This window comes from Streptomyces sp. NPDC002156 (assembly GCF_053593675.1).
Map to the genome: position 1 here is coordinate 57,945 of NZ_JBSFDA010000033.1, position 20,157 is coordinate 78,101.

Annotated in this window: 17 protein-coding genes; 10 read left to right on the forward strand and 7 right to left on the reverse strand. The window is 70.8% G+C overall.

The features are described from left to right. Positions 1–214: 214 nt before the first annotated feature. The gene (locus ACWCRB_RS16490) at positions 215–1,039 is read right to left on the reverse strand and encodes an oxidoreductase (protein WP_450996713.1); all 825 of its coding nucleotides are present in this window, start codon (positions 1,037–1,039) and stop codon (positions 215–217) included. A 101-nt stretch (positions 1,040–1,140) separates the two neighbouring features. On the opposite strand from ACWCRB_RS16490, the gene ACWCRB_RS16495 reads away from it, so the two are divergent. Beyond that, positions 1,141–2,124, forward strand: coding sequence for an ATP-binding protein (locus tag ACWCRB_RS16495; protein WP_450996714.1), 984 nt, complete (start codon positions 1,141–1,143; stop codon positions 2,122–2,124). Between the two features lie 93 nt (positions 2,125–2,217). Here the strand turns inward: ACWCRB_RS16495 and ACWCRB_RS16500 are convergent, their stop codons facing one another. Next, positions 2,218–3,498, reverse strand: coding sequence for a hypothetical protein (locus ACWCRB_RS16500; RefSeq protein WP_450996715.1), 1,281 nt, complete (start codon positions 3,496–3,498; stop codon positions 2,218–2,220). Positions 3,499–3,803: 305 nt separating this feature from the next. On the opposite strand from ACWCRB_RS16500, the gene ACWCRB_RS16505 reads away from it, so the two are divergent. From ACWCRB_RS16505 to ACWCRB_RS16530, 6 genes are all read left to right on the forward strand, one after another. Beyond that, positions 3,804–6,263 (forward strand): SulP family inorganic anion transporter, encoded by a 2,460-nt coding sequence (locus tag ACWCRB_RS16505; RefSeq protein WP_450996716.1) that lies wholly within the window; start codon positions 3,804–3,806, stop codon positions 6,261–6,263. Between the two features lie 174 nt (positions 6,264–6,437). Continuing rightward, on the forward strand, positions 6,438–8,435 hold the full coding sequence (gene acs / locus ACWCRB_RS16510) for an acetate--CoA ligase (protein WP_450996717.1): 1,998 nt from the start codon (positions 6,438–6,440) through the stop codon (positions 8,433–8,435). Positions 8,436–8,598: 163 nt separating this feature from the next. Further along, a complete protein-coding gene (gene nhaA, locus ACWCRB_RS16515; protein WP_450996718.1) occupies positions 8,599–10,050 on the forward strand; it encodes a Na+/H+ antiporter NhaA in 1,452 nt (483 codons plus the stop codon). A gap of 131 nt (positions 10,051–10,181) precedes the next feature. After that, positions 10,182–10,658 carry a phage holin family protein gene (locus ACWCRB_RS16520; protein WP_235476117.1) on the forward strand — a complete coding sequence of 159 codons (477 nt, stop codon included), beginning with the start codon at positions 10,182–10,184 and terminating at the stop codon, positions 10,656–10,658. Beyond that, entirely contained in the window at positions 10,655–11,620 is a 966-nt protein-coding gene (locus ACWCRB_RS16525) for an alpha/beta fold hydrolase (protein WP_450996719.1), read from the forward strand. Before ACWCRB_RS16520 ends, ACWCRB_RS16525 begins: the two co-directional genes overlap by 4 nt. 116 nt (positions 11,621–11,736) lie before the next feature. Next, a complete protein-coding gene (locus tag ACWCRB_RS16530) occupies positions 11,737–11,916 on the forward strand; it encodes a hypothetical protein (protein ID WP_235476119.1) in 180 nt (59 codons plus the stop codon). Positions 11,917–11,989: 73 nt separating this feature from the next. On the opposite strand, the gene ACWCRB_RS16535 is transcribed toward ACWCRB_RS16530, so the two are convergent. The 3 genes from ACWCRB_RS16535 to nth all read right to left on the reverse strand — a co-directional run bounded on the left by ACWCRB_RS16535 (position 11,990) and on the right by nth (position 15,066). Beyond that, positions 11,990–13,189, reverse strand: coding sequence for a MarP family serine protease (locus tag ACWCRB_RS16535; protein ID WP_450996720.1), 1,200 nt, complete (start codon positions 13,187–13,189; stop codon positions 11,990–11,992). A gap of 13 nt (positions 13,190–13,202) precedes the next feature. Further along, on the reverse strand, positions 13,203–13,925 hold the full coding sequence (locus ACWCRB_RS16540) for an NUDIX hydrolase (RefSeq protein WP_450996721.1): 723 nt from the start codon (positions 13,923–13,925) through the stop codon (positions 13,203–13,205). A 112-nt stretch (positions 13,926–14,037) separates the two neighbouring features. Next, positions 14,038–15,066, reverse strand: coding sequence for an endonuclease III (nth, locus tag ACWCRB_RS16545; protein ID WP_450996722.1), 1,029 nt, complete (start codon positions 15,064–15,066; stop codon positions 14,038–14,040). 327 nt (positions 15,067–15,393) lie between these two features. Here nth and ACWCRB_RS16550 point away from each other — a divergent pair, with 327 nt between their 5' ends. The 3 genes from ACWCRB_RS16550 to ACWCRB_RS16560 all read left to right on the forward strand — a co-directional run bounded on the left by ACWCRB_RS16550 (position 15,394) and on the right by ACWCRB_RS16560 (position 18,211). After that, the gene (locus tag ACWCRB_RS16550; RefSeq protein ID WP_006382668.1) at positions 15,394–16,068 is read left to right on the forward strand and encodes a Crp/Fnr family transcriptional regulator; all 675 of its coding nucleotides are present in this window, start codon (positions 15,394–15,396) and stop codon (positions 16,066–16,068) included. Between the two features lie 211 nt (positions 16,069–16,279). Further along, entirely contained in the window at positions 16,280–17,362 is a 1,083-nt protein-coding gene (locus ACWCRB_RS16555) for an outer membrane protein assembly factor BamB family protein (RefSeq protein WP_450996723.1), read from the forward strand. 9 nt (positions 17,363–17,371) lie between these two features. Next, the gene (locus ACWCRB_RS16560; RefSeq protein ID WP_450996724.1) at positions 17,372–18,211 is read left to right on the forward strand and encodes a nucleotidyltransferase; all 840 of its coding nucleotides are present in this window, start codon (positions 17,372–17,374) and stop codon (positions 18,209–18,211) included. A gap of 17 nt (positions 18,212–18,228) precedes the next feature. Here ACWCRB_RS16560 and ACWCRB_RS16565 read toward each other — a convergent pair whose 3' ends face one another. Both ACWCRB_RS16565 and ACWCRB_RS16570 read right to left on the reverse strand, forming a co-directional pair. Continuing rightward, positions 18,229–19,059, reverse strand: a complete 831-nt coding sequence (locus tag ACWCRB_RS16565; RefSeq protein WP_450996725.1) for an MBL fold metallo-hydrolase — start codon at positions 19,057–19,059, stop codon at positions 18,229–18,231. Between the two features lie 79 nt (positions 19,060–19,138). After that, the gene (locus tag ACWCRB_RS16570) at positions 19,139–20,014 is read right to left on the reverse strand and encodes an NUDIX hydrolase (RefSeq protein WP_450996726.1); all 876 of its coding nucleotides are present in this window, start codon (positions 20,012–20,014) and stop codon (positions 19,139–19,141) included. Positions 20,015–20,157: the final 143 nt, after the last annotated feature.

The window sequence follows — 20,157 nt, forward strand, 5'->3', positions numbered from 1 at the left end:
CATGAACACTGGGCACCCACGCGACGTCGACCCGTCGATTACGGGCCAGCCGCACCAGGTGACGGGCCGAGTTCCCGACCTGATGGGCAATATTTCGAGGACGCTTGGTAACCGGGTGGACATGCCAGCGGCGGTACGAATCCTCGTGCCGCCGCATCCCTTTGCAGGCCCTCCGCGGAGGGCCTTTTCGCTGCCTTCCCTCGCGTATCCGCTTTTAGGCCGCCCCGCGCTGCAACGCCTCGCACACGGCGGTCGATTCACGCGCCCCGAGTTCAACCGCCCGGCCGCAGTGCGCGATCCACGCCGCCATGCCCTCCGGAGTGCCGGAGACGTAGCCCTCGAGCGCCGCCAGGTAGGCCGCGCGGCCCGGTTCGGCGTGGCCGACCTCGGCCGGGCACACGGACTTCGGGTCGAGGCCGCTGCCGACCAGGACGATCCGCTCGGCCGCGCGCGCGACAAGGCCGTTGTGGGAGCCGAAGGGGCGCAGCGCGAGGAGTTCACCGTGCACGACGGCCGCCGTGACCAGGGCGGGCGCGGAACCGCCCGCGATGATCAGCTCCGCGAGTCCCTCCAGCCGTCCCGACACCTCGGCCGCGCCCGGCAGCGGCAGTTCGACCAGCGGCTCGTCGACCGGCTCGCCGTCCTGGCGCGGGCGCCCCACCTCGTCGCCCGTGCCCGCGGCGGCGACCAGATGCAGCCGGGCCAGCACGCGCAGCGGCGACTGGCGCCAGATGGACAGGAGTTGACCGGCCTCCGCGGTCAGCCGGAGGGCCGCGCCGACGACCTGGGCCTCGTCGTCACCGCTGAAGTCGGTGCGCCGGCGCACCTCTTCGAGGGCCCAGTCGGCACCGGAGAGGGCCGCGGAACCGCGTGCGCCGCGCAGGGCTGCCTCGCCGGTGATCTCGTTGCTGCGCCGCCGCATGATGCGATGTCCGTAGACCCGGTCCACGGACTTGCGCACGGCCTCCACGGAGTCGGCCACCCCGGGCAGCGATCCCAGGGCTGCGAGCGGATCGGCGGTCGCGCCTGTCGTACTCATGAGTACGACCCTACGCAATCCAGGGAGCCGACCCACGAAGGAGTGGACTTCCTCACGCCCCCTGGACACCCTCGGCGGTCGCCCCGATACCGTTAGTGAACATGAAAATTGCTTTCGTCGGGAAGGGCGGCAGCGGCAAGACCACGCTGTCCTCGCTGTTCGTCCGCCACCTCGCGGCTTCCGGGGCGCCGGTCCTCGCCATCGACGCCGACATCAACCAGCATCTGGGCGCCGCACTCGGCCTCCACGACACCGAATCCGCCGCGATGCCCCCGATGGGCGAGCGGATGGAGCTGATCAAGGAGTACCTCCGCGGCACGAACCCGCGCATCGCCTGCGCCGACGCGATGATCAAGACGACCCCGCCCGGCGAGGGTTCGCGGCTGCTGCGGGTCCAGGAGACCAATCCGGTGTACGACGCCTGTGCGCGACCGGTGGAACTCGACGGCGGCGCCGTCCGTTTGATGGTCACCGGCCCGTTCACCGAGGCCGATCTCGGAGTGGCCTGCTACCACTCCAAGACGGGCGCGGTGGAGCTGTGCCTGAACCATCTCGTCGACGGCCCGAGCGAGTATGTCGTCGTCGACATGACCGCGGGCTCGGACTCCTTCGCGTCCGGCCTGTTCACCCGCTTCGACATCACGTTCCTCGTCGCCGAACCGACCCGGAAGGGAGTCTCCGTCTATCGCCAGTACAAGGAGTACGCCCAGGACTTCGGGGTCGTCCTGAAGGTCGTCGGCAACAAGGTGCAGGGCCAGGACGACCTCGACTTCCTCCGCGCCGAAGTCGGGGACGACCTCCTGGAGACGGTCGGGCACTCGGACTGGGTGCGCGCCATGGAGAAGGGCCGCCCCACCCGGTTCGAACTCCTGGAGGACACCAACCGCCGCTCCCTGCGCCGCTTGCGAACAGCCGTCGACGCCACATACGAACTCCGCGACTGGGAGCGCTACACCCACCAGATGGTCCACTTCCACCTGAAAAACGCCCACTCCTGGGCCAACGCAAGAACAGGAGTCGACCTGGCGGCCCAGGTCGACCCGGGTTTCGTCCTCACCGAGCAACTGACGACGACCACTGTCTGATTCGGGTGCGCGCAGCGCCCCGAAAGGGGCGCGGGGAACTGCGCGACCAGCCCCCACCGGCCCGCAGCCAAAGAACCGCGCCCCGATGAACCCCTACCGCTTGGCCGCCGGGGCCCCGGGAACCCCCTTCGGCGCCGGCGCCAAGGCCGGGCGGCCAGCCAAGAAGGCCGCCCACCCCCGCTTCGGCGCCTCGCCAACCTGAAGCGTCCGCAACCGCTCCAACACCTCCGGATCCTGCGCATCCAACCAATCCGCAAGCTGCCGGAAGGAAACACACCGCACATCGGCCTTCGTACACACCCGCTCGATGACCTCCTCCACGGCGCGCATATACACCCCACCGTTCCAGGACTCGAAGTGGTTGCCGATGATCAGCGGCGCCCGGTTGCCCGCATGCGCACGCTCGAACCCCTTGAGGAGCCCATCCCGGAACTGGTCGCCCCAGTACTCGTGCCGGGCCTTGTCCCCCGTCCGCGCCCCGGACTGGTTCATGTAGAAGTTGTAGTCCATGGTCAGCGTCTCGAAGCCGCGGCCGGGCATCGGGACGAGCTGCATGGACAGGTCCCACAGGCCCTTCTTCTTCTCGGGCCAGACCTGGTCGTTGACGCCGCTCGTGTCATAGCGGAAGCCCAGTTCGCGGGCGGCGCTCATGAAGTTCTTCTGCCCTTCCAGGCAGGGGGTGCGGGCGCCGACGAGTTCCCGCTCGTAGTCGAAGGGCAGCGGGGACGCCTTCTTCATGCCGGTGGTGGTCTTCCAGGACTTCACGAAACGTTTCGCCTGGGCGATCTCGTCCTTCCAGTCCTCCACCGACCACTCGCCGACACCGCCCCCGCCGCCGCAGAAGTGCCCGTTGAAGTGGGTGCCGACCTCGCTGCCCTCCAGCCAGGCGAGCCGCAGCTGCTTCACGGTGTCGGCGATGCCCTGCTCGTCGTTGAAGCCGATGTCGGAGCGGCCCGGTGAGTGCTGGGGCGGCCGGTACAGGTCGCGCTTGTCCTCCGGGAGCAGGTACACGCCGCTCAGGAAGTACGTCATCGTCGCCTTGTTGGCCTTGGCCACCTCGCGGAAGTGGGAGAAGAGGCGCTGGCTGTCCTCACCCGCGCCGTCCCAGGAGAGGACGACGAACTGCGGCGGCTTCTGGCCGGGCTTGAGGCGCTCGGGTCTGGGCTGGTAGGGCTGGGCTCCGGTGTACGCGGTGGAGCCGTCGCCGATCAGCCGGACCGCGCTCCTGGGTGCCGGGGCCGGCGCCGCCTTCTTCGCCCCGGGTGCGCCTCCCTTCGTACCGGAGCCGGTGCCTCCCGCCCCGCAGCCGCCGAGTGACGCGGCACAGGCCGCGACAGCCACGACGCTCGCGGCGATCCTCTTGGTGACGGCCATGTCCGCCCACCTCTTCCTTCGTTCGGGCCGGCTCTTTCGGGCGCGGCGCCGTCAAGATCGCACGGGACCGAGAAGGAATTAGTACGACAAGCCGATCAAAAGTCCAGTTCACCCTTCGGGGTGATCCATTACCCCATTTGCCCGGAAAATCCATACTCGGCCTTTACTGTGCATTACGATCCATTTACCGAGCGTTGATAAATCCCGCCGCTGCACGCCGTGACCACACGGCCGCGACCCGCCCCCCGCCACAGACGGGGGACCACCTGTTCCGCGACCGCGCTGCCCCGGAGGAGACGGGAAACATGTCTGCCTGCGTCCCCACTCGCGCCCCCGACCCGACTCGGACGAAGCGCATGCACCAGCCCCACAGCCCACCCCCACCACCGACCCCGCCCCGCCGCTTCCGTATCGCGGGCGCCGATGTGTCGGCCGCGATCGCGGTCTTCCTGATCGCCCTGCCCCTGTCCCTGGGCATCGCCCTCGCCACCGGCGCCCCGCTCCAGGCCGGCCTGGTCGCCGCCGCCGTCGGCGGAATCGTCGCCGGACGGCTCGGCGGCTCCCCGCTCCAGGTGAGCGGTCCCGCCGCCGGGCTCACCGTCGTCACCGCCGAACTCATCCAGCGGTACGGCTGGCGGACGACCTGTGCCATCACCGTCCTCGCCGGGCTCGCCCAGCTCGGCCTCGGCTGTCTGCGGGTGGCCCGCACGGCGCTCGCCGTCAGCCCCGCCGTCGTCCACGGCATGCTCGCCGGTATCGGCGTGACCATCGCCGTCGCCCAGCTGCACATCGTCCTCGGGGGTACGCCGGAGAGCGCGGTCCTCGACAACCTCCGCGCGCTGCCCGCCCAGTTGGCCGGCCTTGACCCCGACGCCGTGTCGATGAGCGTGCTGACGCTGACCCTGCTGCTGCTCTGGCCCCGGCTGCCCGGCCGGGCGGGAAGCGTGCTGCGCAAGGTGCCGGCCGCACTCGTCGCCGTCACCGGCGCCACGCTCACCGCCGCGCTCGCCGGGCTGAGCCTGCCCAAGGTCGACCTGCCGTCCTGGCGCAGCCACGCGCTGGCCGGACTGCCCGAAGGACCCGTGCTCGGCCTCGTCGCCGCCGTGCTCACCGTCACGCTGGTGTGCAGTGTGCAGTCGTTGCTCGGCGCGGTCGCCGTGGACAAGCTGGTGGCCTCCCGGCCCGATCTGCTGGCCGGACGGACCGAGCGGTCGGGGGGTGCGACCCGGGTCGGCCGCTCCGACCTGAACCGTGAGCTGCTCGGCCAGGGCGCTGCCAACGTCGTGTCCGGGGTGCTCGGCGGGCTGCCGGTCGCGGGCGTGGCCGTGCGGAGTTCGGCGAATGTGCAAGCCGGTGCCGTGAGCCGGAACTCCACGATGCTGCACGGCGTTTTCGTAGTAGTCGCCGCGTTGCTGATGGTTCCGATCCTGGAGCTGATCCCGCTCGCCTCACTCGCCGCCCTGGTGATGGCCGTCGGCATCCAGATGGTGTCCCTGCACCACATCCGCACGGTGACGCGCCACCGCGAGGTCCTGGTCTACGCGGTGACGACCCTGGGCGTCGTCCTGTTCGGCGTCCTCGAAGGAGTGCTGCTGGGCGTCGCGGTCGCCGTCGCCGTCGCCCTGCACCGCCTCGCCCGCACCCGCATCACCTACGAAGTGAGAAGCGACGAGAGAGAGGGAGTCCATTACGTACACGTACGAGGACAGTTGACGTTCCTCGCGGTGCCCCGGCTCAGCCGGACCCTGCACCTCGTGCCCCGAGGGGCCGACGCCGTCGTGGAGTTGGACGGCTCGTTCATGGACCACGCGGCGTACGAATCGCTGCAGGACTGGCAGAACACGCACACCGCGCAGGGCGGCACCGTCGAGGTGACCGGCCGTACGGGGACCCGTATCGCCGAGCCCACGAACGCCTCCGACTGCCGCTGCCGGCCCTGGACGCCCTGGCGCAACCACCAGTGCGAGGTCCCGGAGCCCGGACAGGGGCGAGGGGAGTCGGCGAGTGGGTCCGGCGGGGCGGGCGCTCCCACCGCTTCCCCCGGCTCGCCCAACTCGGTCGACGCGGCCGATTCGCTCGGTGCCGTCGAGCCGAGCGGGCACCAACTGGCGCGCGGTATCAGCGCGTTCCAGCGGAACACCGCTCCGCTGGTGCGCGGTGAGCTGGCCCGGCTGGCGCGTGAGGGGCAGCGGCCCGCGCAGCTGTTCCTGACGTGTGCCGACTCGCGGCTCGTGACGTCGATGATCACCTCCAGTGGTCCCGGCGACCTGTTCGTCGTACGGAACGTCGGCAATCTGGTGCCGCTGCCCGGCGAGGAGAGCGGGGACGACTCGGTGGCGGCGGCGATCGAGTACGCGGTGGACGTGCTGGAGGTGCGTTCCATCACGGTGTGCGGGCACTCCGGGTGCGGGGCCATGCAGGCGCTGCTGAGCATGGAGCCCGGCAGGGCGGGGACGCCGCTCAGGCGGTGGCTGCGGCACGGGGGGCCGAGCCTGGAGCGGATGGCCTCGACGGACGGGCCCTGGGCACGGCTCGCCGGGCGGGCGCCCGCCGACGCGGTCGAGCAGCTCTGCCTGACCAATGTGGTCCAGCAGTTGGAGCATCTACGGGCCCACGAGTCGGTGGCGCGAGCACTGCGGGAGGGTGCGCTCGAACTGCACGGGATGTACTTCCATGTGGGTGAGGCGCAGGCGTATCTGCTCAGCGGAGAGGTGGGCGGGGACGAGGTGTTCGATCATGTGCGGGCGGCCGGACTGTCCGCCTGACGCGGGCGGATGAACCGGGCGACCGTCGCGCACGTGACCTTGGTTGTCCCCTTCACGAGGAGGCGAGCCGACGGGATCGACCTGACGGCCTGATAGTCCGACAACTTGAGGGCGTAAAGGTCTAAACCAATTTTCCGTCGGCCCTTGTCATCGGGCGCCTCGGTCTGATGAGCTGTGGCCCGGGACACAACGGACACCCTGGGAAAGGGAGATGTCGTGAGCAACGAAAGCCTGGCCAACCTGCTCAAGGAAGAGCGCAGGTTCGCGCCACCCGCCGAGCTGGCCGCGGACGCCAACGTCACGGCGGAGGCGTACGAACAGGCCAAGGCTGACCGGCTCGGTTTCTGGGCCGCGCAGGCCCGCCGGCTGACCTGGGCCACCGAGCCGACCGAGACCCTGGACTGGTCGAACCCGCCGTTCGCCAAGTGGTTCAAGGACGGCAGCCTCAACGTCGCGTACAACTGCGTCGACCGGCATGTCGAGGCCGGCAACGGCGACCGGGTCGCCATCCACTTCGAGGGCGAGCCCGGCGACAGTCGCGCGATCACCTACGCCGAACTCAAGGACGAGGTGTCGAAAGCCGCCAACGCCCTGACCGAGCTGGGAGTTCAGAAGGGCGACCGGGTCGCTGTCTACATGCCGATGATCCCGGAGACGGCGATCGCGATGCTGGCGTGCGCCCGGATCGGCGCCGCGCACTCCGTCGTCTTCGGTGGGTTCTCCGCGGACGCGCTCGCCACGCGCATCCAGGACGCCGACGCCAAGGTCGTCATCACCACCGACGGCGGCTACCGCCGGGGCAAGCCCTCCGCGCTCAAGCCCGCCGTCGACGCCGCCGTCGAGCGCGTCGACAACGTGGAGCACGTTCTCGTCGTACGCCGTACGGGCCAGGACGTCGAGTGGCACGACAGCCGGGACGTGTGGTGGCACGAGGTCGTCGACCGGCAGAGCACCGAGCACACGCCCGAGGCGTTCGAGGCCGAGCAGCCGCTGTTCATCCTCTACACGTCCGGTACGACGGGTAAGCCCAAGGGCATCCTGCACACCTCCGGCGGCTACCTCACCCAGGCGGCCTACACCCACCACGCCGTCTTCGACCTCAAGCCGGAGACCGACGTCTACTGGTGCACCGCCGACGTCGGCTGGGTCACCGGGCACTCGTACATCGTGTACGGGCCGCTGGCCAACGGTGCGACGCAGGTGATGTACGAGGGCACGCCGGACACCCCGCACCAGGGCCGCTTCTGGGAGATCGTCCAGAAGTACGGGGTCACGATCCTCTACACGGCGCCCACCGCCATCCGTACGTTCATGAAGTGGGGCGACGACATCCCCGCGAAGTTCGATCTCTCCTCCCTCCGGGTGCTGGGGTCCGTGGGCGAGCCGATCAACCCCGAGGCGTGGATCTGGTACCGCAAGCACATCGGCGGCGACGCGACGCCCATCGTCGACACCTGGTGGCAGACCGAGACCGGCGCCATGATGATCTCCCCGCTGCCCGGGGTGACCGAGACCAAGCCGGGGTCCGCGCAGCGGGCGCTGCCCGGGATCTCCGCCACCGTGGTCGACGACGAGGCACGGGAAGTGCCCAACGGGGGCGGCGGTTACCTCGTACTGACCGAGCCGTGGCCGTCGATGCTGCGCACCATCTGGGGCGACGACCAGCGGTTCATCGACACCTACTGGTCGCGTTTCGAGGGCAAGTACTTCGCGGGTGACGGTGCCAAGAAGGACGACGACGGCGACATCTGGCTGCTCGGGCGTGTGGACGACGTCATGCTCGTCTCCGGGCACAACATCTCCACGACGGAGGTCGAGTCGGCGCTGGTGTCCCACCCCTCGGTCGCCGAGGCTGCCGTCGTCGGCGCCGCGGACGAGACCACCGGGCAGGCCATCGTCGCCTTCGTGATCCTGCGCGGCAGCGCCACCGAGACCGACACCCTCGTCGCCGAACTGCGCAACCACGTCGGCACCACCCTCGGCCCGATCGCCAAGCCCAAGCGCATCCTGCCGGTCGCGGAACTGCCCAAGACCCGCTCCGGCAAGATCATGCGCCGCCTGCTGCGCGACGTCGCCGAGAACCGGGAGCTGGGTGACGTGACCACCCTGACCGACTCCACCGTCATGGACCTCATCCAGACGAAGCTGCCGGCCGCGGGCAGCGAGGACTAAGAAGAGAACTACGGGGGTTTCCCTCCGGGCGGCGCTTCCCGCGCACCTTAGGTAGGCTAAAGATCGCGTCAACAACGCGACAAGATCCGCGAGGATCACCAAAGGTGCGCCGGGAAGTCTGGTCGGCACGCGTTCCGTGCTGCCCACCGACCGGAGGTCCCCCGTGGTCGCCCCCCGTACCGCCAACCGCAAGCTCCTCGGACGGCTCTCGCTGCCCGAGCGGACGTTCGTCGCGGACGCGTTGCGGACCGAGACCGTCGGCGGGGTGCTGCTGCTCCTCGCCGCGATCGCCGCGCTGGTCTGGGCGAACACCCCGATCAAGGACACGTACGAGACCGTCCTCGACTTCCACATCGGGCCCGCCGCCCTCGGCCTCGACCTCTCCCTCCAGCACTGGGCCGCCGACGGACTGCTCGCCGTCTTCTTCTTCGTCGCCGGTATCGAACTCAAGCGTGAACTCGTCGCCGGGGATCTGCGCGACCCGAGGGCCGCCGCGCTGCCCGTCGTCGCCGCCCTGTGCGGAATGGCCGTACCGGCGCTCGTCTACACCCTCACCAACCTCACCGGCGGCGGTTCGCTCGCCGGGTGGGCCGTGCCGACGGCCACCGACATCGCCTTCGCGCTCGCCGTGCTCGCCGTCATCGGTACGTCCCTGCCGAGCGCCCTGCGCGCGTTCCTGCTCACGCTCGCCGTCGTCGACGACCTCTTCGCCATCCTGATCATCGCGGTGTTCTTCACCGACGACCTGAACTTCGCCGCGCTCGGCGGCGCGTTCGCCGGCCTCGCCGTCTTCTGGCTGCTGCTGCGGAAGGGCGTACGCGGGTGGTACGTGTACGTCCCGCTCGCGCTCGTCAACTGGGCGCTGATGTACAACAGCGGCATCCACGCCACCGTCGCCGGCGTCGCGATGGGCCTGATGCTGCGGTGCACGACCCGGACGGAGGAGGGCGAGGAGCACTCGCCCGGTGAGCGCATCGAGCATCTGGTGCGGCCCCTGTCCGCCGGGCTCGCCGTGCCGTTGTTCGCCCTGTTCAGCGCGGGGGTCTCGGTGTCCGGCGGGGCGTTGGGGGATGTGTTCACCAAACCCGAGACGCTCGGGGTCGTGCTCGGGCTCGTCGTCGGGAAGACGCTCGGGATCTTCGGCGGGACCTGGCTGACGGCACGTTTCACCCGGGCCTCGCTCAGCGACGACCTCGCCTGGGCCGATGTGTTCGCGGTCGCCTCGCTCGCCGGGATCGGGTTCACCGTCTCGCTGCTGATCGGCGAACTCGCGTTCGACGGCGACGCGGCGCTCACCGACGAGGTCAAGGCCGCCGTCCTGACCGGCTCCCTCATCGCCGCGCTCGCCGCGACCGTACTGCTGAAGATCCGCAACGCCCGCTACCGCCGGATGTGGGAGGCGGAGGAGCGCGACGACGACCAGGACGGCATCCCCGACATCTACGAGGAGCACGATCCGGCGTACCACCTGCGCATGGCCGAGATCTACGAGGGGAAGGCGGCAGAGCACCGGCGCATCGCCGACCTCAGGGCCGCCGAACTCGACGCCGCCGAGCGGGACCGGCTTGCCGAAGTGCCGGGCGGGGCGGGCGACGGAGGTGACGGTCCGGCATGATCTGACACGTAACGTCGGACCGGTGGGTCGGACGCCTACCCCAGACACGTACAACTGGGCACGTACAGCAGCAACACCCGTACGCGCCGCGCGTACGTCAGACATCCGAGCAAGACAACAGGGAGACCTCGATGAGCGCACCCGACGGCAACCCGGTCGGCGCCGAACGGAGCATCGGCCAGTTGTTCGCCTCGGCGACGACCGAGATGTCCGCGCTGGTGCACGACGAGATCGCGCTGGCGAAAGCGCAGCTCAAGCAGGATGTGAAGCGCGGCGCGACGAGCGGCGGCGCGTTCCTGGTGGCCGCAACGGTCCTGGTGTTCTCCCTGCCGATGCTCAACTTCGCACTGGCGTACGCCATTCGGACCTGGAGCGACTGGAATCTCGCCCTCTGCTTCCTGCTGTCGTTCGCCGCGAACGTCCTCCTCGCCCTCCTGCTGGTGCTGGTCGGCGTCGTCTTCGCGAAGAAGGCCAAGAAGAGCAAGGGCCCGCAGAAGGTCGCCGCGTCCATGAAGGAGACGGCGGGCGTCCTCCAGAAGGCCAAGCCACACCCCCGGCCCGCCCCGGTGAGTGATGCGGTCGAGGTTGTGGCACGCTCGTCCTCATGACGGACCCCGCCACACCCCCGGCGCACCCCTCATCCACCCAGCCCGCCTCGGCGGTACGGCTCGCCCTTCCCGGCGGGCGCGAGGTGCACCACCGGGATGTCGCCGCGAACGGCGCCCGGTTCCACATCGCGGAGCTGGGCGACGGGCCGCTGGTCATGCTCGTGCACGGGTTCCCGCAGTTCTGGTGGACCTGGCGGCACCAGCTGACCGCCCTGGCCGACGCCGGGTTCCGGGCCGTCGCCATGGACCTGCGGGGCGTGGGCGGCAGCGACCGTACGCCCCGGGGTTACGACCCCGCGAACCTCGCCCTCGACATCACGGGCGTCGTACGGTCCCTGGGCGAGCCCGACGCCGCGCTGGTCGGCCATGACCTGGGCGGATACCTGGCGTGGACGGCCGCGGTGATGCGCCCCAAGCTGGTACGGCGGCTCGTGGTGTCCTCGATGCCCCACCCCCGGCGCTGGCGCTCGGCGATGCTGTCCGACGTCAAGCAGACGGCCGCCGGTTCCTACATCTGGGGGTTCCAGCGGCCCTGGCTCCCCGAGCGGCAGCTCATCGCGGACGACGGCGCACTCGTCGGGCGGCTGATCCGGGACTGGTCGGGGCCGCGACTGCCGGACGACGAGGCGGTGGAGGCGTACAGCAGGGCGATGTGCATCCCGTCGACCGCGCACTGTGCGATCGAGCCGTACCGCTGGATGGTCCGGTCGATGGCTCGGCCGGACGGCATCCAGTTCAACCGGCGCATGAAGCGGCCGGTGCGGGTGCCGACGCTGCATCTGCACGGCTCGCTCGACCCGGTACTGCGGACGCGCAGCGCGGCCGGCTCCGGGGAGTACGTGGAAGCGCCGTACCGCTGGCGCCTCTTCGACGGGCTGGGGCACTTCCCGCACGAGGAGGACCCTGTCGCTTTTTCGACGGAGCTGATCAACTGGCTCAAGGACCCCGAGCCGGACCGCTGAGCCACCGGCGACACACTGGAACACCTGTACTACGAACAGCCAATTGCCCGGCGCATAGGCCAATTGGGGGCCCATGGGGCGGTTATCGACCTTGGGGCAGGGGCAGACGTCGGGGTATGGGCTGGACGCACGACTACAGTGACGCAGCACGCAATCGCCGCTCGGGCCACGGCCCGGGCTCCCACCGAGGAGGTTCCCCGCAGCTGGCGGGGGCGGACCTGAGGGTGGGAATCCCGCGCATCCTGCGCCGCCGGGCCCGCTGGGTCTCGGTGCGCCTGCGCCACCCCCGTCCCTGAAGCCCGTACGGGATCGCCCGTAGGCCCGTAGGGGACTCCTGAAGAGGCCCGTGCCGGAAGACGCCGTACCGGCTCAGAGCGCGCAGCTGTCGCTGTCCACCTGCTGGTTGGCGGTACGCCCCAGGGCGATGTCCTCCTGGATCTCGTCCGCGGTGAGCGCGTACCCGGTGTTCGGGTCGTCGAGGGACTTCGCGAAGACCACGCCGTACACCTTGCCGTCGGGCGTGAGCAGCGGGCCGCCGGAGTTGCCCTGGCGGACGGTCGCGAACAGGGAGTAGACCTCGCGGCGGACCGTGCCGCGGTGGTAGATGTCCGGGCCGTTGGCCGTGATGCGACCGCGCACGCGCGCGGGACGGACGTCGTACGACCCGTTCTCCGGGAAGCCGGCGACGATCGCGCTCTTGCCGCTGCTCGCGACCTCGGTCGTGAACTGCAGGACGGGCGCGTTCAGATCGGGTACGTCGAGTACGGCGATGTCGCGCTCCCAGTCGTACAGGACGACTGTCGCGTCGTACTTCCTGCCCTCGCCGCCTATCTGGACGGTGGGCTCGTCGACGCCGCCCACGACATGCGCGTTGGTCATCACGCGGCGCCGGTCGAAGACGAAGCCGGTGCCCTCCAGGACCTTGCCGCAGCTGGTGGCGGTGCCCATGACCTTGACGATGGACCGCTGGGCGCGCACGGCGACCGCACTGTTGGCGAGCGCCGGGTCGGGCGGGTCGACGTCCTTGATGGGCTCGTCGGAGAACGGGCTGAAGACCTGCGGGAAGCCGTTCTGCGCGAGGACCGAGGTGAAGTCCTTGAACCAGGTGTCGGCGTCGGAGGGCAGCACCTCCTGGACCCCTGCCAGCACCTTGGAGCCGCGGACCTCCTTGCCGACCGTGGGCATCGTGGTCTGCGCGAGGGCGGCGCCGATCAGCCAGGCGACCAGGAGCATCGCGACGACGTTGACGAGGGCCCCGCCGGTCGCGTCGAGGGCGCGGGCGGGCGACCAGGTGATGTACCGGCGCAGCTTGTTGCCGAGGTGGGTGGTCAGGGCCTGGCCGACGGAGGCGCAGACGATGACGATGACGACCGCGGCGACGGCGGCCGTCGTGTTGACCTCGGCCTCGTCGGTCACGCCGTCCCAGACGACGGGCAGCAGATAGACCGCGACGAGACCACCGCCCAGGAAGCCGATCACCGACAGGATGCCGACGACGAAGCCCTGGCGGTAGCCCACGATCGCGAACCACACGGCGGCGACCAGCAACAAGATGTCCAGCACGTTCACGAGGGCCACCCTGTCACGCGCGCCAGTCGAGTGGGACCTGCTTGTTTCTGTCCCAGGGGCGCTCCCAGCCCGAGTAGTGCAGCAGACGGTCGATGACTCCGGCCGTGAAGCCCCACACGAGGGCCGATTCGACCAGAAATGCCGGACCCTTGTGGCCGCTTGGGTGCATGGCGGTCGCACGGTTGGCCGGATCCGTGAGATCCGCCACGGGGACGGTGAAGACCCGGGCCGTCTCGTTCGGATCGACGACCCCGACCGGGCTCGGCTCGCGCCACCAGCCCAGCACGGGCGTGACGACGAAGCCGCTGACCGGGATGTAGAGCTTGGGCAGTACGCCGAAGAGCTGGACGCCGGCCGGATCGAGCCCCGTCTCCTCCTCGGCCTCGCGCAGCGCGGCCCGCAGCGGACCGTCGCCCAGCGGATCGCCGTCCTCGGGGTCGAGGGCGCCGCCGGGGAAGGAGGGCTGACCGGCGTGGGAGCGCAGCGAGCTGGCCCGCTCCATGAGCAGCAGTTCGGGCCCGCCGGCGCCGTCGGGGTTCCCGTTCTTCCCGTTGCCCTCGCCGAAGAGGATCAGTACGGCGGACTGGCGGCCGGCGCCGTCCGCGGGCGGCAGGAAACGGCTCAGCTGGAGCGGCTCGACCGTCTCGGCGGCGTGCACCACCGGGTCGAGCCAGCCGGGCAGGCCCTCCTTGCTGAGCGTCGCCTCACCGCCCTGTGTGTTGCTCGCGCGCGTCACCGCCACCCCCGTTCTGCTGCTTCCAACGCCTGCGACCGTCCCGATGGTTCCAGTGATGCCGTACGACCCCCTGGCCTCGCCCCGCGCCTCGCCCCGCGCCTCGCCCCGGTCCTCATCCGGTCCCCAGCGGGGGCGCCGGGATGCCACCCGCGTCGAGGTAGGCCTGCGGCGGGCTGAGCCGCTGGCCGGGGAAGCCGCCCTTCTCGTACTTCAGGAGCTTCTTGGCCTTCTCCGGGTCCGTCTCGCCCTCCCCGTACGCCGGGCAGAGCGGGGCGATCGGGCAGGCGCCGCAGGCGGGCTTGCGGGCGTGGCAGATCCGGCGGCCGTGGAAGATCACGTGGTGCGAGAGCATCGTCCAGTCACTCTTGGGGAAGAGGGCGCCGATGGCGGCCTCGATCCTGTCCGGGTCCGTCTCCGCCGTCCACTGCCAGCGGCGCACGAGCCGCTGGAAGTGCGTGTCCACGGTGATTCCGGGACGCCCGAAGGCGTTGCCGAGCACGACGAAGGCGGTCTTGCGGCCGACGCCGGGGAGTTTGACGAGGTCTTCGAGCCGGCCGGGCACCTCGCCGCCGAACTGCTCCGACAGGGCCTTGGACAGCCCTATGACCGACCTGGTCTTGGCCCGGAAGAAGCCGGTCGGGCGCAGGATCTCCTCGACCTCCTCGGGGTTGGCGGCGGCCAGGTCCTCGGGGGTGGGGTACTTGGCGAAGAGGGTGGGTGTCGTCTGGTTGACCCGCAGGTCGGTGGTCTGGGCGGAGAGGACCGTGGCGACGAGCAGCTGGAAGGAGTTCTCGAAGTCCAGCTCGGGGTGGGCGTACGGATAGATCTCGGAGAGTTCGCGGTCGATCCGGCGGGCACGCCGGACGAGGGCGGTGTGGGACTCGTTGCGGGGCGGCGGCTTCGGGGCGGCGGCGGTCGTCTTGGAGACGGCAGCCTTGGAAGCGACGGTCTTCGAGGGTGCCGTCTTGGAAACGGCAGCCGTGCCTGTGCGCTTGGCCGTGGCCGGCTTCGCGGGGGTGGTCTTCTTGGTCGCGGGGGCCTTTCTCGGCGCCGCGGAGGCGGCCTTCTTCACGGGCTCGGCCCTTTTCGCAGGCTCGGCCACCGGCCCGGTCACCTTCTTGGCGGCTTTCTCCACCGACATCACCTCTGCCGCTTTCTACGCATTCCGGCCCCCACCCGTACCCTGTTCGCCCACAGCGGAATCGCGCTGTTCCGCCACCCGCTCAGCCCCCTTGGCCTGTGCTCCCACCGGCGATTTGGACACCCGGCCAGCCTAGAGCCCGGCACTGACATCCGCCCCGGACCCTGGAGATCGGCGCCCAATTGGCCCCCTGCCGCACTGCACGACACACCCGTGCGGCATCCTTGTGACAGATCACACTGTTTGGACCGCCCGGCAAGATGGGGAGCACGGTCCCCGGTAATCGGGGAACAAGATCCCCTGAGCAGGTCGACAAGGAGAGAACTCGTGGACGACGTTCTGCGGCGCGCCCCGCTCTTCGCGGCGCTCGATGACGAGCAGGCCGCGGAGCTGCGCGCCTCCATGAGTGAGGTGACCCTCGCGCGCGGTGACGCCCTGTTCCACGAAGGCGACCCGGGAGACCGGCTCTACGTGGTCACCGAGGGGAAGGTCAAGCTCCACCGCACGTCCCCGGACGGGCGCGAGAACATGCTGGCCGTCCTCGGCCCCGGCGAGCTGATCGGCGAGCTGTCGCTGTTCGACCCGGGCCCGCGTACCGCCACGGCCACCGCGCTGACCGAGGTCAAGCTGCTCGGCCTCGGCCACGGCGACCTCCAGCCCTGGCTGAACGCCCGCCCCGAGGTGGCCGCCGCGCTGCTGCGCGCCGTCGCCCGGCGCCTGCGCAAGACCAACGACCAGATGTCCGACCTGGTCTTCTCGGATGTGCCGGGCCGTGTCGCCCGCGCCCTGCTCGACCTCTCGCGCCGCTTCGGCGTGCAGTCGGAGGAGGGCATCCACGTCGTGCACGACCTGACCCAGGAGGAGCTGGCGCAGCTCGTCGGCGCCTCCCGCGAGACGGTCAACAAGGCGCTCGCCGACTTCGCGGGCCGCGGCTGGCTGCGCCTGGAGGCGCGCGCCGTGATCCTGCTGGACGTGGAGCGCCTCGCGAAGCGGTCGCGTTAGCCGGGTCGTCCGTAAGCGCTTCGTCTGTCAGCGCTTCGCCCGCAAGTGCTTCGTCCGTAAGTGCTAGAGGGGCCCTGCCGAACGGCGGGGCCCCTCCGGCGTTCATTGGGTTACCGGGTTCATCGGATTACCCGGTAACCGGGTTCACCGGGGCGGGGGCCACGCGGTGACGAGAACGTCATGAACGGATCGGATTCAAGGGGTGGGTGGGATGGACCAGGACAGAGCGCCCGAGTCGGTCTGGGCGGCGGCGCCCGAGCCCGCGAAGCGCCGGCTGCGGCTGTTCCGCCGGGACCCGGAGGCACAGACCCTGTGGCAGTCCGAGTTCGAGCAGCGCGACCTGGGCGAGCCGCTGGGCGTGTGGGCGACGGACGGGGCGGTGGCCCTGGCCCGCTTCGACCGCGTGGCGGCGTACGCACCGGCGACCGGTGAGCCCGGCTGGACCTGGCAGCCGCCGGGCCAGGACGTGATCGTCGGGGTGGCCCAGGACCCCGAGGACGGCCTGGGCGTCGTCCTGCACCACGACGACGGCGACCGGAACGCCGAACAGGTCCGCCTCACCGCGCTCGACCTCGGCTCCGGGGACGTGGCCTGGTCGCGCGAACAGCGGAAGGACCAGCTGGGATACATCGGCGAGCACCGCACCAGCGAGGTGGGCGTCAGCGGCGGCCGGATAGCCACCGTCCTCGCCCGGGACCGGGACAAGCCGCCGACCGTACGGTGTCTCGACGCGCGCACCGGCGCCCTCCAGTGGGAACGGGCGCTCCCGGACAGCTGGGGCGACTCGTTCTCCGTCCTGGCGACCGATCCGCCGGTCCTGTCCGTCACCAACAGCGGCAGGCGCTCCCGCCCCCGGCTGTACGTGGTGCGCGAGGACGGTGAGTGGTACGTCGAACTTCCCGACGGATACAAGGACTTCGGGCCGGCCGTCGCGGTCGTCGGCGACACCTTCGTGGTCGGGCTGGAGCCGAGCGAGCCCGCGAACGACGACGAGAAGAGCGCCGACACGGTCCTCCACGCCTACTCCGTCTCGACCGGCGAGCAGCTCTGGGAGTGGCGCACCGATCACGGCCGTACGCTCCATCCGCTGGCCCACCGCGGGTACTTCATGGTGGGCAACGGCTACGGCAGCAGGGTGACCGTCCTCGACCCCACCGACGGCCGGGTCGTCGCGGAGCGCAGGTTCCCCGGCTTCAGCTATCGCGCGCGGTACGCCGCCTGGGGCGACCACCTGGCCGTGGTGTGCCATGCGGTGAGCGAGACGCGCCGGGTGCGCGTGTTCCGCTGGAAGTGACGTACACGGATGGAGAGAGTGCTGTTCAAGGGGCTGGACGAGCAGGGGTTCATCGCGCGGGAGGGCTCCCGCGCGCGCGTGCCGCCCGCCTTCCTGCCCGTCGTCGGCGCGGCCCGCGACCGGATCGCCGACCTCTTCGGGGGGCGGCTGCACAGCGCGTACCTCTACGGGTCGATCCCGCGCGGTACCGCGCGCGTGGGTCGCAGCGATCTGGACCTCCTGCTCGCGCTGCGCGAGGAGCCCACGGAGGCGGACCGGGCGGCGGCCCAAGCACTGGACGACGCGCTCGACGCCGAGTTCGTGCAGATCGACGGCGCCGGCACGCTGCTGGTCTCGCGGGCGCAGGTGCTGAGCAAGCTGGAGCGGCACGACCTGGGCTGGTTCGTGGCCTGCCTCTGCACGCCCCTCCTGGGCGAGGACCTCGCCGGGCACCTCCCCCGCTACCGCCCCGACTCCCTCCTCGCCCGCGAGACCAACGGCGACCTGGACCTGTGCCTCCCGCGCTGGCGGCGCCTGATCGCGGAGGCGACGGCCCCGGGGGCGCCTGCGGGGGCGGTACGCGTGCGCGTGCGGGGTATTTCCCGCCGTCTGGTGCGTACGGGCTTCACGCTGGTCATGCCTCGCTGGCAGGGCTGGACCAGCGATCTGTACGAGATGGCCGGGGCGTTCGCCGCGTACTACCCGGAGTGGGGCCCGCGGATGGCGGAGGCGGCGGCACTGGGCCTCCGGCCGACGGACGATCCGGCCGTCCTGCGGTCGTTCCTGCGCTCGCACGTCGAGGAGCTGGGCTCCTGGATGGCCGGGGAGTACGCGCGCGTGCACGGCGTGAAAGCGCCCAGGCCCGAGTAGGTGCTACCGGCTGTCGGCTAGATGAGGCCGTGTTCGCGGAGGTACTCCAGCTGGGCGCGTACCGACAGCTCGGCGGCCGGCCACAGGGAGCGGTCGACGTCCGCGTACACGTGGGCGACGACCTCCGCGGGGCTCGTGTAGCCGTTCTCGACCGCGGTCTCGACCTGGGCGAGGCGGTGGGCGCGGTGGGCGAGGTAGAACTCGACGGCTCCCTGGGCGTCGTCCAGGACGGGCCCGTGGCCCGGCAGGACGGTGTGCACGCCGTCGTCCACCGTCAGGGACCTCAGTCGCCTCAGGGAGTCCAGATAGTCCCCCAGGCGGCCGTCTGGATGGGCCACCACGGTCGTTCCGCGCCCCAGGACGGTGTCTCCCGTCAGGACGGCCCGATCGGCCGGGAGATGGAAGCACAGCGAGTCCGCGGTGTGCCCCGGCGTCGGTACGACCCTCAGCTCGAGCCCGCCGACGGACACGACGTCCCCGTGCCCGAGGCCCTCGTCCCCCAGCCGCAGCGCCGGGTCGAGCGCCCGCACGTCGGTCCCGGTCAGCTCGGCGAACCGTCCGGCGCCCTCCGCGTGGTCCGGATGCCCGTGCGTGAGCAGCGTCAGCGCGACCCGCTTGCCGGCCTTCTCGGCGGTGTCGACGACATGCCTGAGGTGTACGTCGTCCAGGGGCCCCGGGTCGATGACGACGGCCAGCTCGGAGTCCGGCTCGGAGACGATCCACGTGTTCGTGCCGTCGAGGGTCATCGCGGAGGCGTTGGGCGCGAGGACATTGACCGCGCGTGCGGTGGCGGGGCCCGAGAGAACCCCGCCGCGCGGCTGGCCGGGGAGAGCGGCGGCTTCTGTCATGCGGGGGCACCTGCCAGGGATTCGTTCGGGGGCACGGTTGCGGTTGCGGATGCGGTCAGGGGCACGGTCGCGGTCGCGGTCATTCGGGGGCTTCCCCCAGTCGGATGTGCTTCGTGAATTCCTCGTGCCCCGGCCACGCCAGCACAATCTCACCGTCCGCCAGGGTTGCCCTGGCCAGGACCGGCGTCAGGTCTCGTTCCAGGGCCCCGGCGAGCGCCCCGGCCGCGCTGTCGTACGCGGCCAGCGCGCGCAGGGTCGCGATCGTGGGCGGCATCATCAGCAGCTCGCCCTTGTCGTACGAGGCTGCCGCAGTGGCCGGTTCGATCCAGACCGTGCGATCAGCCTCCGTGGAGGCGTTCCGGGTGCGCTGGCCCTCCGGGAGCGCGGCCACGAAGAACCAGGTGTCGTAGCGGCGGGCCTCGAACTCCGGGGTGATCCAGCGGGCCCATGCCCCGAGGAGGTCGGAGCGGAGCACCAGTCCTCGGCGGTCCAGGAACTCGGCGAAGGACAGTTCCCGGGCGACCAGGGCGGCGCGGTCGGCCTCCCAGTCGTCGCCCGTGGTGTCGCCGACGACGGAATCGGCGGACGGGCCGGCGAGCAGGACGCCCGCCTCCTCGTACGTCTCCCGTACGGCGGCGCAGACGACGGCCTGGGCGGACGTCTCGTCGGTGCCCAGGCCCAGGCGGGACGCCCACCACGCGCGCGTGGGGCCCGTCCAGCGGATCAGGTGGTCGTCGTCGCGGGGGTCGACTCCGCCGCCCGGGTACGCGTACGCGCCCCCGGCGAAGGCCATGGAGGCGCGTCTGCGGAGCATGTGGACGACGGGACGGGTGTCGGTGTCCTTGATGAGCATGACTGTGGACGCGCGTTTGGGGGTGACCGGGGTGAGGGTGCCTTCGGCGAGTCCGCGGATGAGGTCCGGCCACTCCGGTGGATACCACTGCCCGTTTGCCATGGGCGGAGGCTATCCGGTGGTGAGCACATGTTCGAGGGCCCGGTTTTCTTCGCCCCCGCCGCCCCTACCCGTTCCCATCCCTGGGGGCTGCGCCCCCAGACCCCCCTTGTCGCGCTGAACGCGCTCGTCCTCAAACGCCGGAC

Excerpts from the sequence above, each read along its gene's own strand:
- ACWCRB_RS16570 (WP_450996726.1), bottom strand. The coding sequence starts at position 20,014 with ATGGCAAACGGGCAGTGGTATCCACCGGAGTGGCCGGACCTCATCCGC.
- ACWCRB_RS16525 (WP_450996719.1), top strand. The coding sequence starts at position 10,655 with ATGACGGACCCCGCCACACCCCCGGCGCACCCCTCATCCACCCAGCCC.
- ACWCRB_RS16520 (WP_235476117.1), top strand. The coding sequence starts at position 10,182 with ATGAGCGCACCCGACGGCAACCCGGTCGGCGCCGAACGGAGCATCGGC.
- ACWCRB_RS16490 (WP_450996713.1), bottom strand. The coding sequence starts at position 1,039 with ATGAGTACGACAGGCGCGACCGCCGATCCGCTCGCAGCCCTGGGATCG.
- nth (WP_450996722.1), bottom strand. The coding sequence starts at position 15,066 with ATGTCGGTGGAGAAAGCCGCCAAGAAGGTGACCGGGCCGGTGGCCGAG.
- ACWCRB_RS16505 (WP_450996716.1), top strand. The coding sequence starts at position 3,804 with ATGTCTGCCTGCGTCCCCACTCGCGCCCCCGACCCGACTCGGACGAAG.
- ACWCRB_RS16495 (WP_450996714.1), top strand. The coding sequence starts at position 1,141 with ATGAAAATTGCTTTCGTCGGGAAGGGCGGCAGCGGCAAGACCACGCTG.
- ACWCRB_RS16500 (WP_450996715.1), bottom strand. The coding sequence starts at position 3,498 with ATGGCCGTCACCAAGAGGATCGCCGCGAGCGTCGTGGCTGTCGCGGCC.
- ACWCRB_RS16530 (WP_235476119.1), top strand. The coding sequence starts at position 11,737 with ATGGGCTGGACGCACGACTACAGTGACGCAGCACGCAATCGCCGCTCG.
- ACWCRB_RS16555 (WP_450996723.1), top strand. The coding sequence starts at position 16,280 with ATGGACCAGGACAGAGCGCCCGAGTCGGTCTGGGCGGCGGCGCCCGAG.
- ACWCRB_RS16560 (WP_450996724.1), top strand. The coding sequence starts at position 17,372 with ATGGAGAGAGTGCTGTTCAAGGGGCTGGACGAGCAGGGGTTCATCGCG.
- ACWCRB_RS16565 (WP_450996725.1), bottom strand. The coding sequence starts at position 19,059 with ATGACAGAAGCCGCCGCTCTCCCCGGCCAGCCGCGCGGCGGGGTTCTC.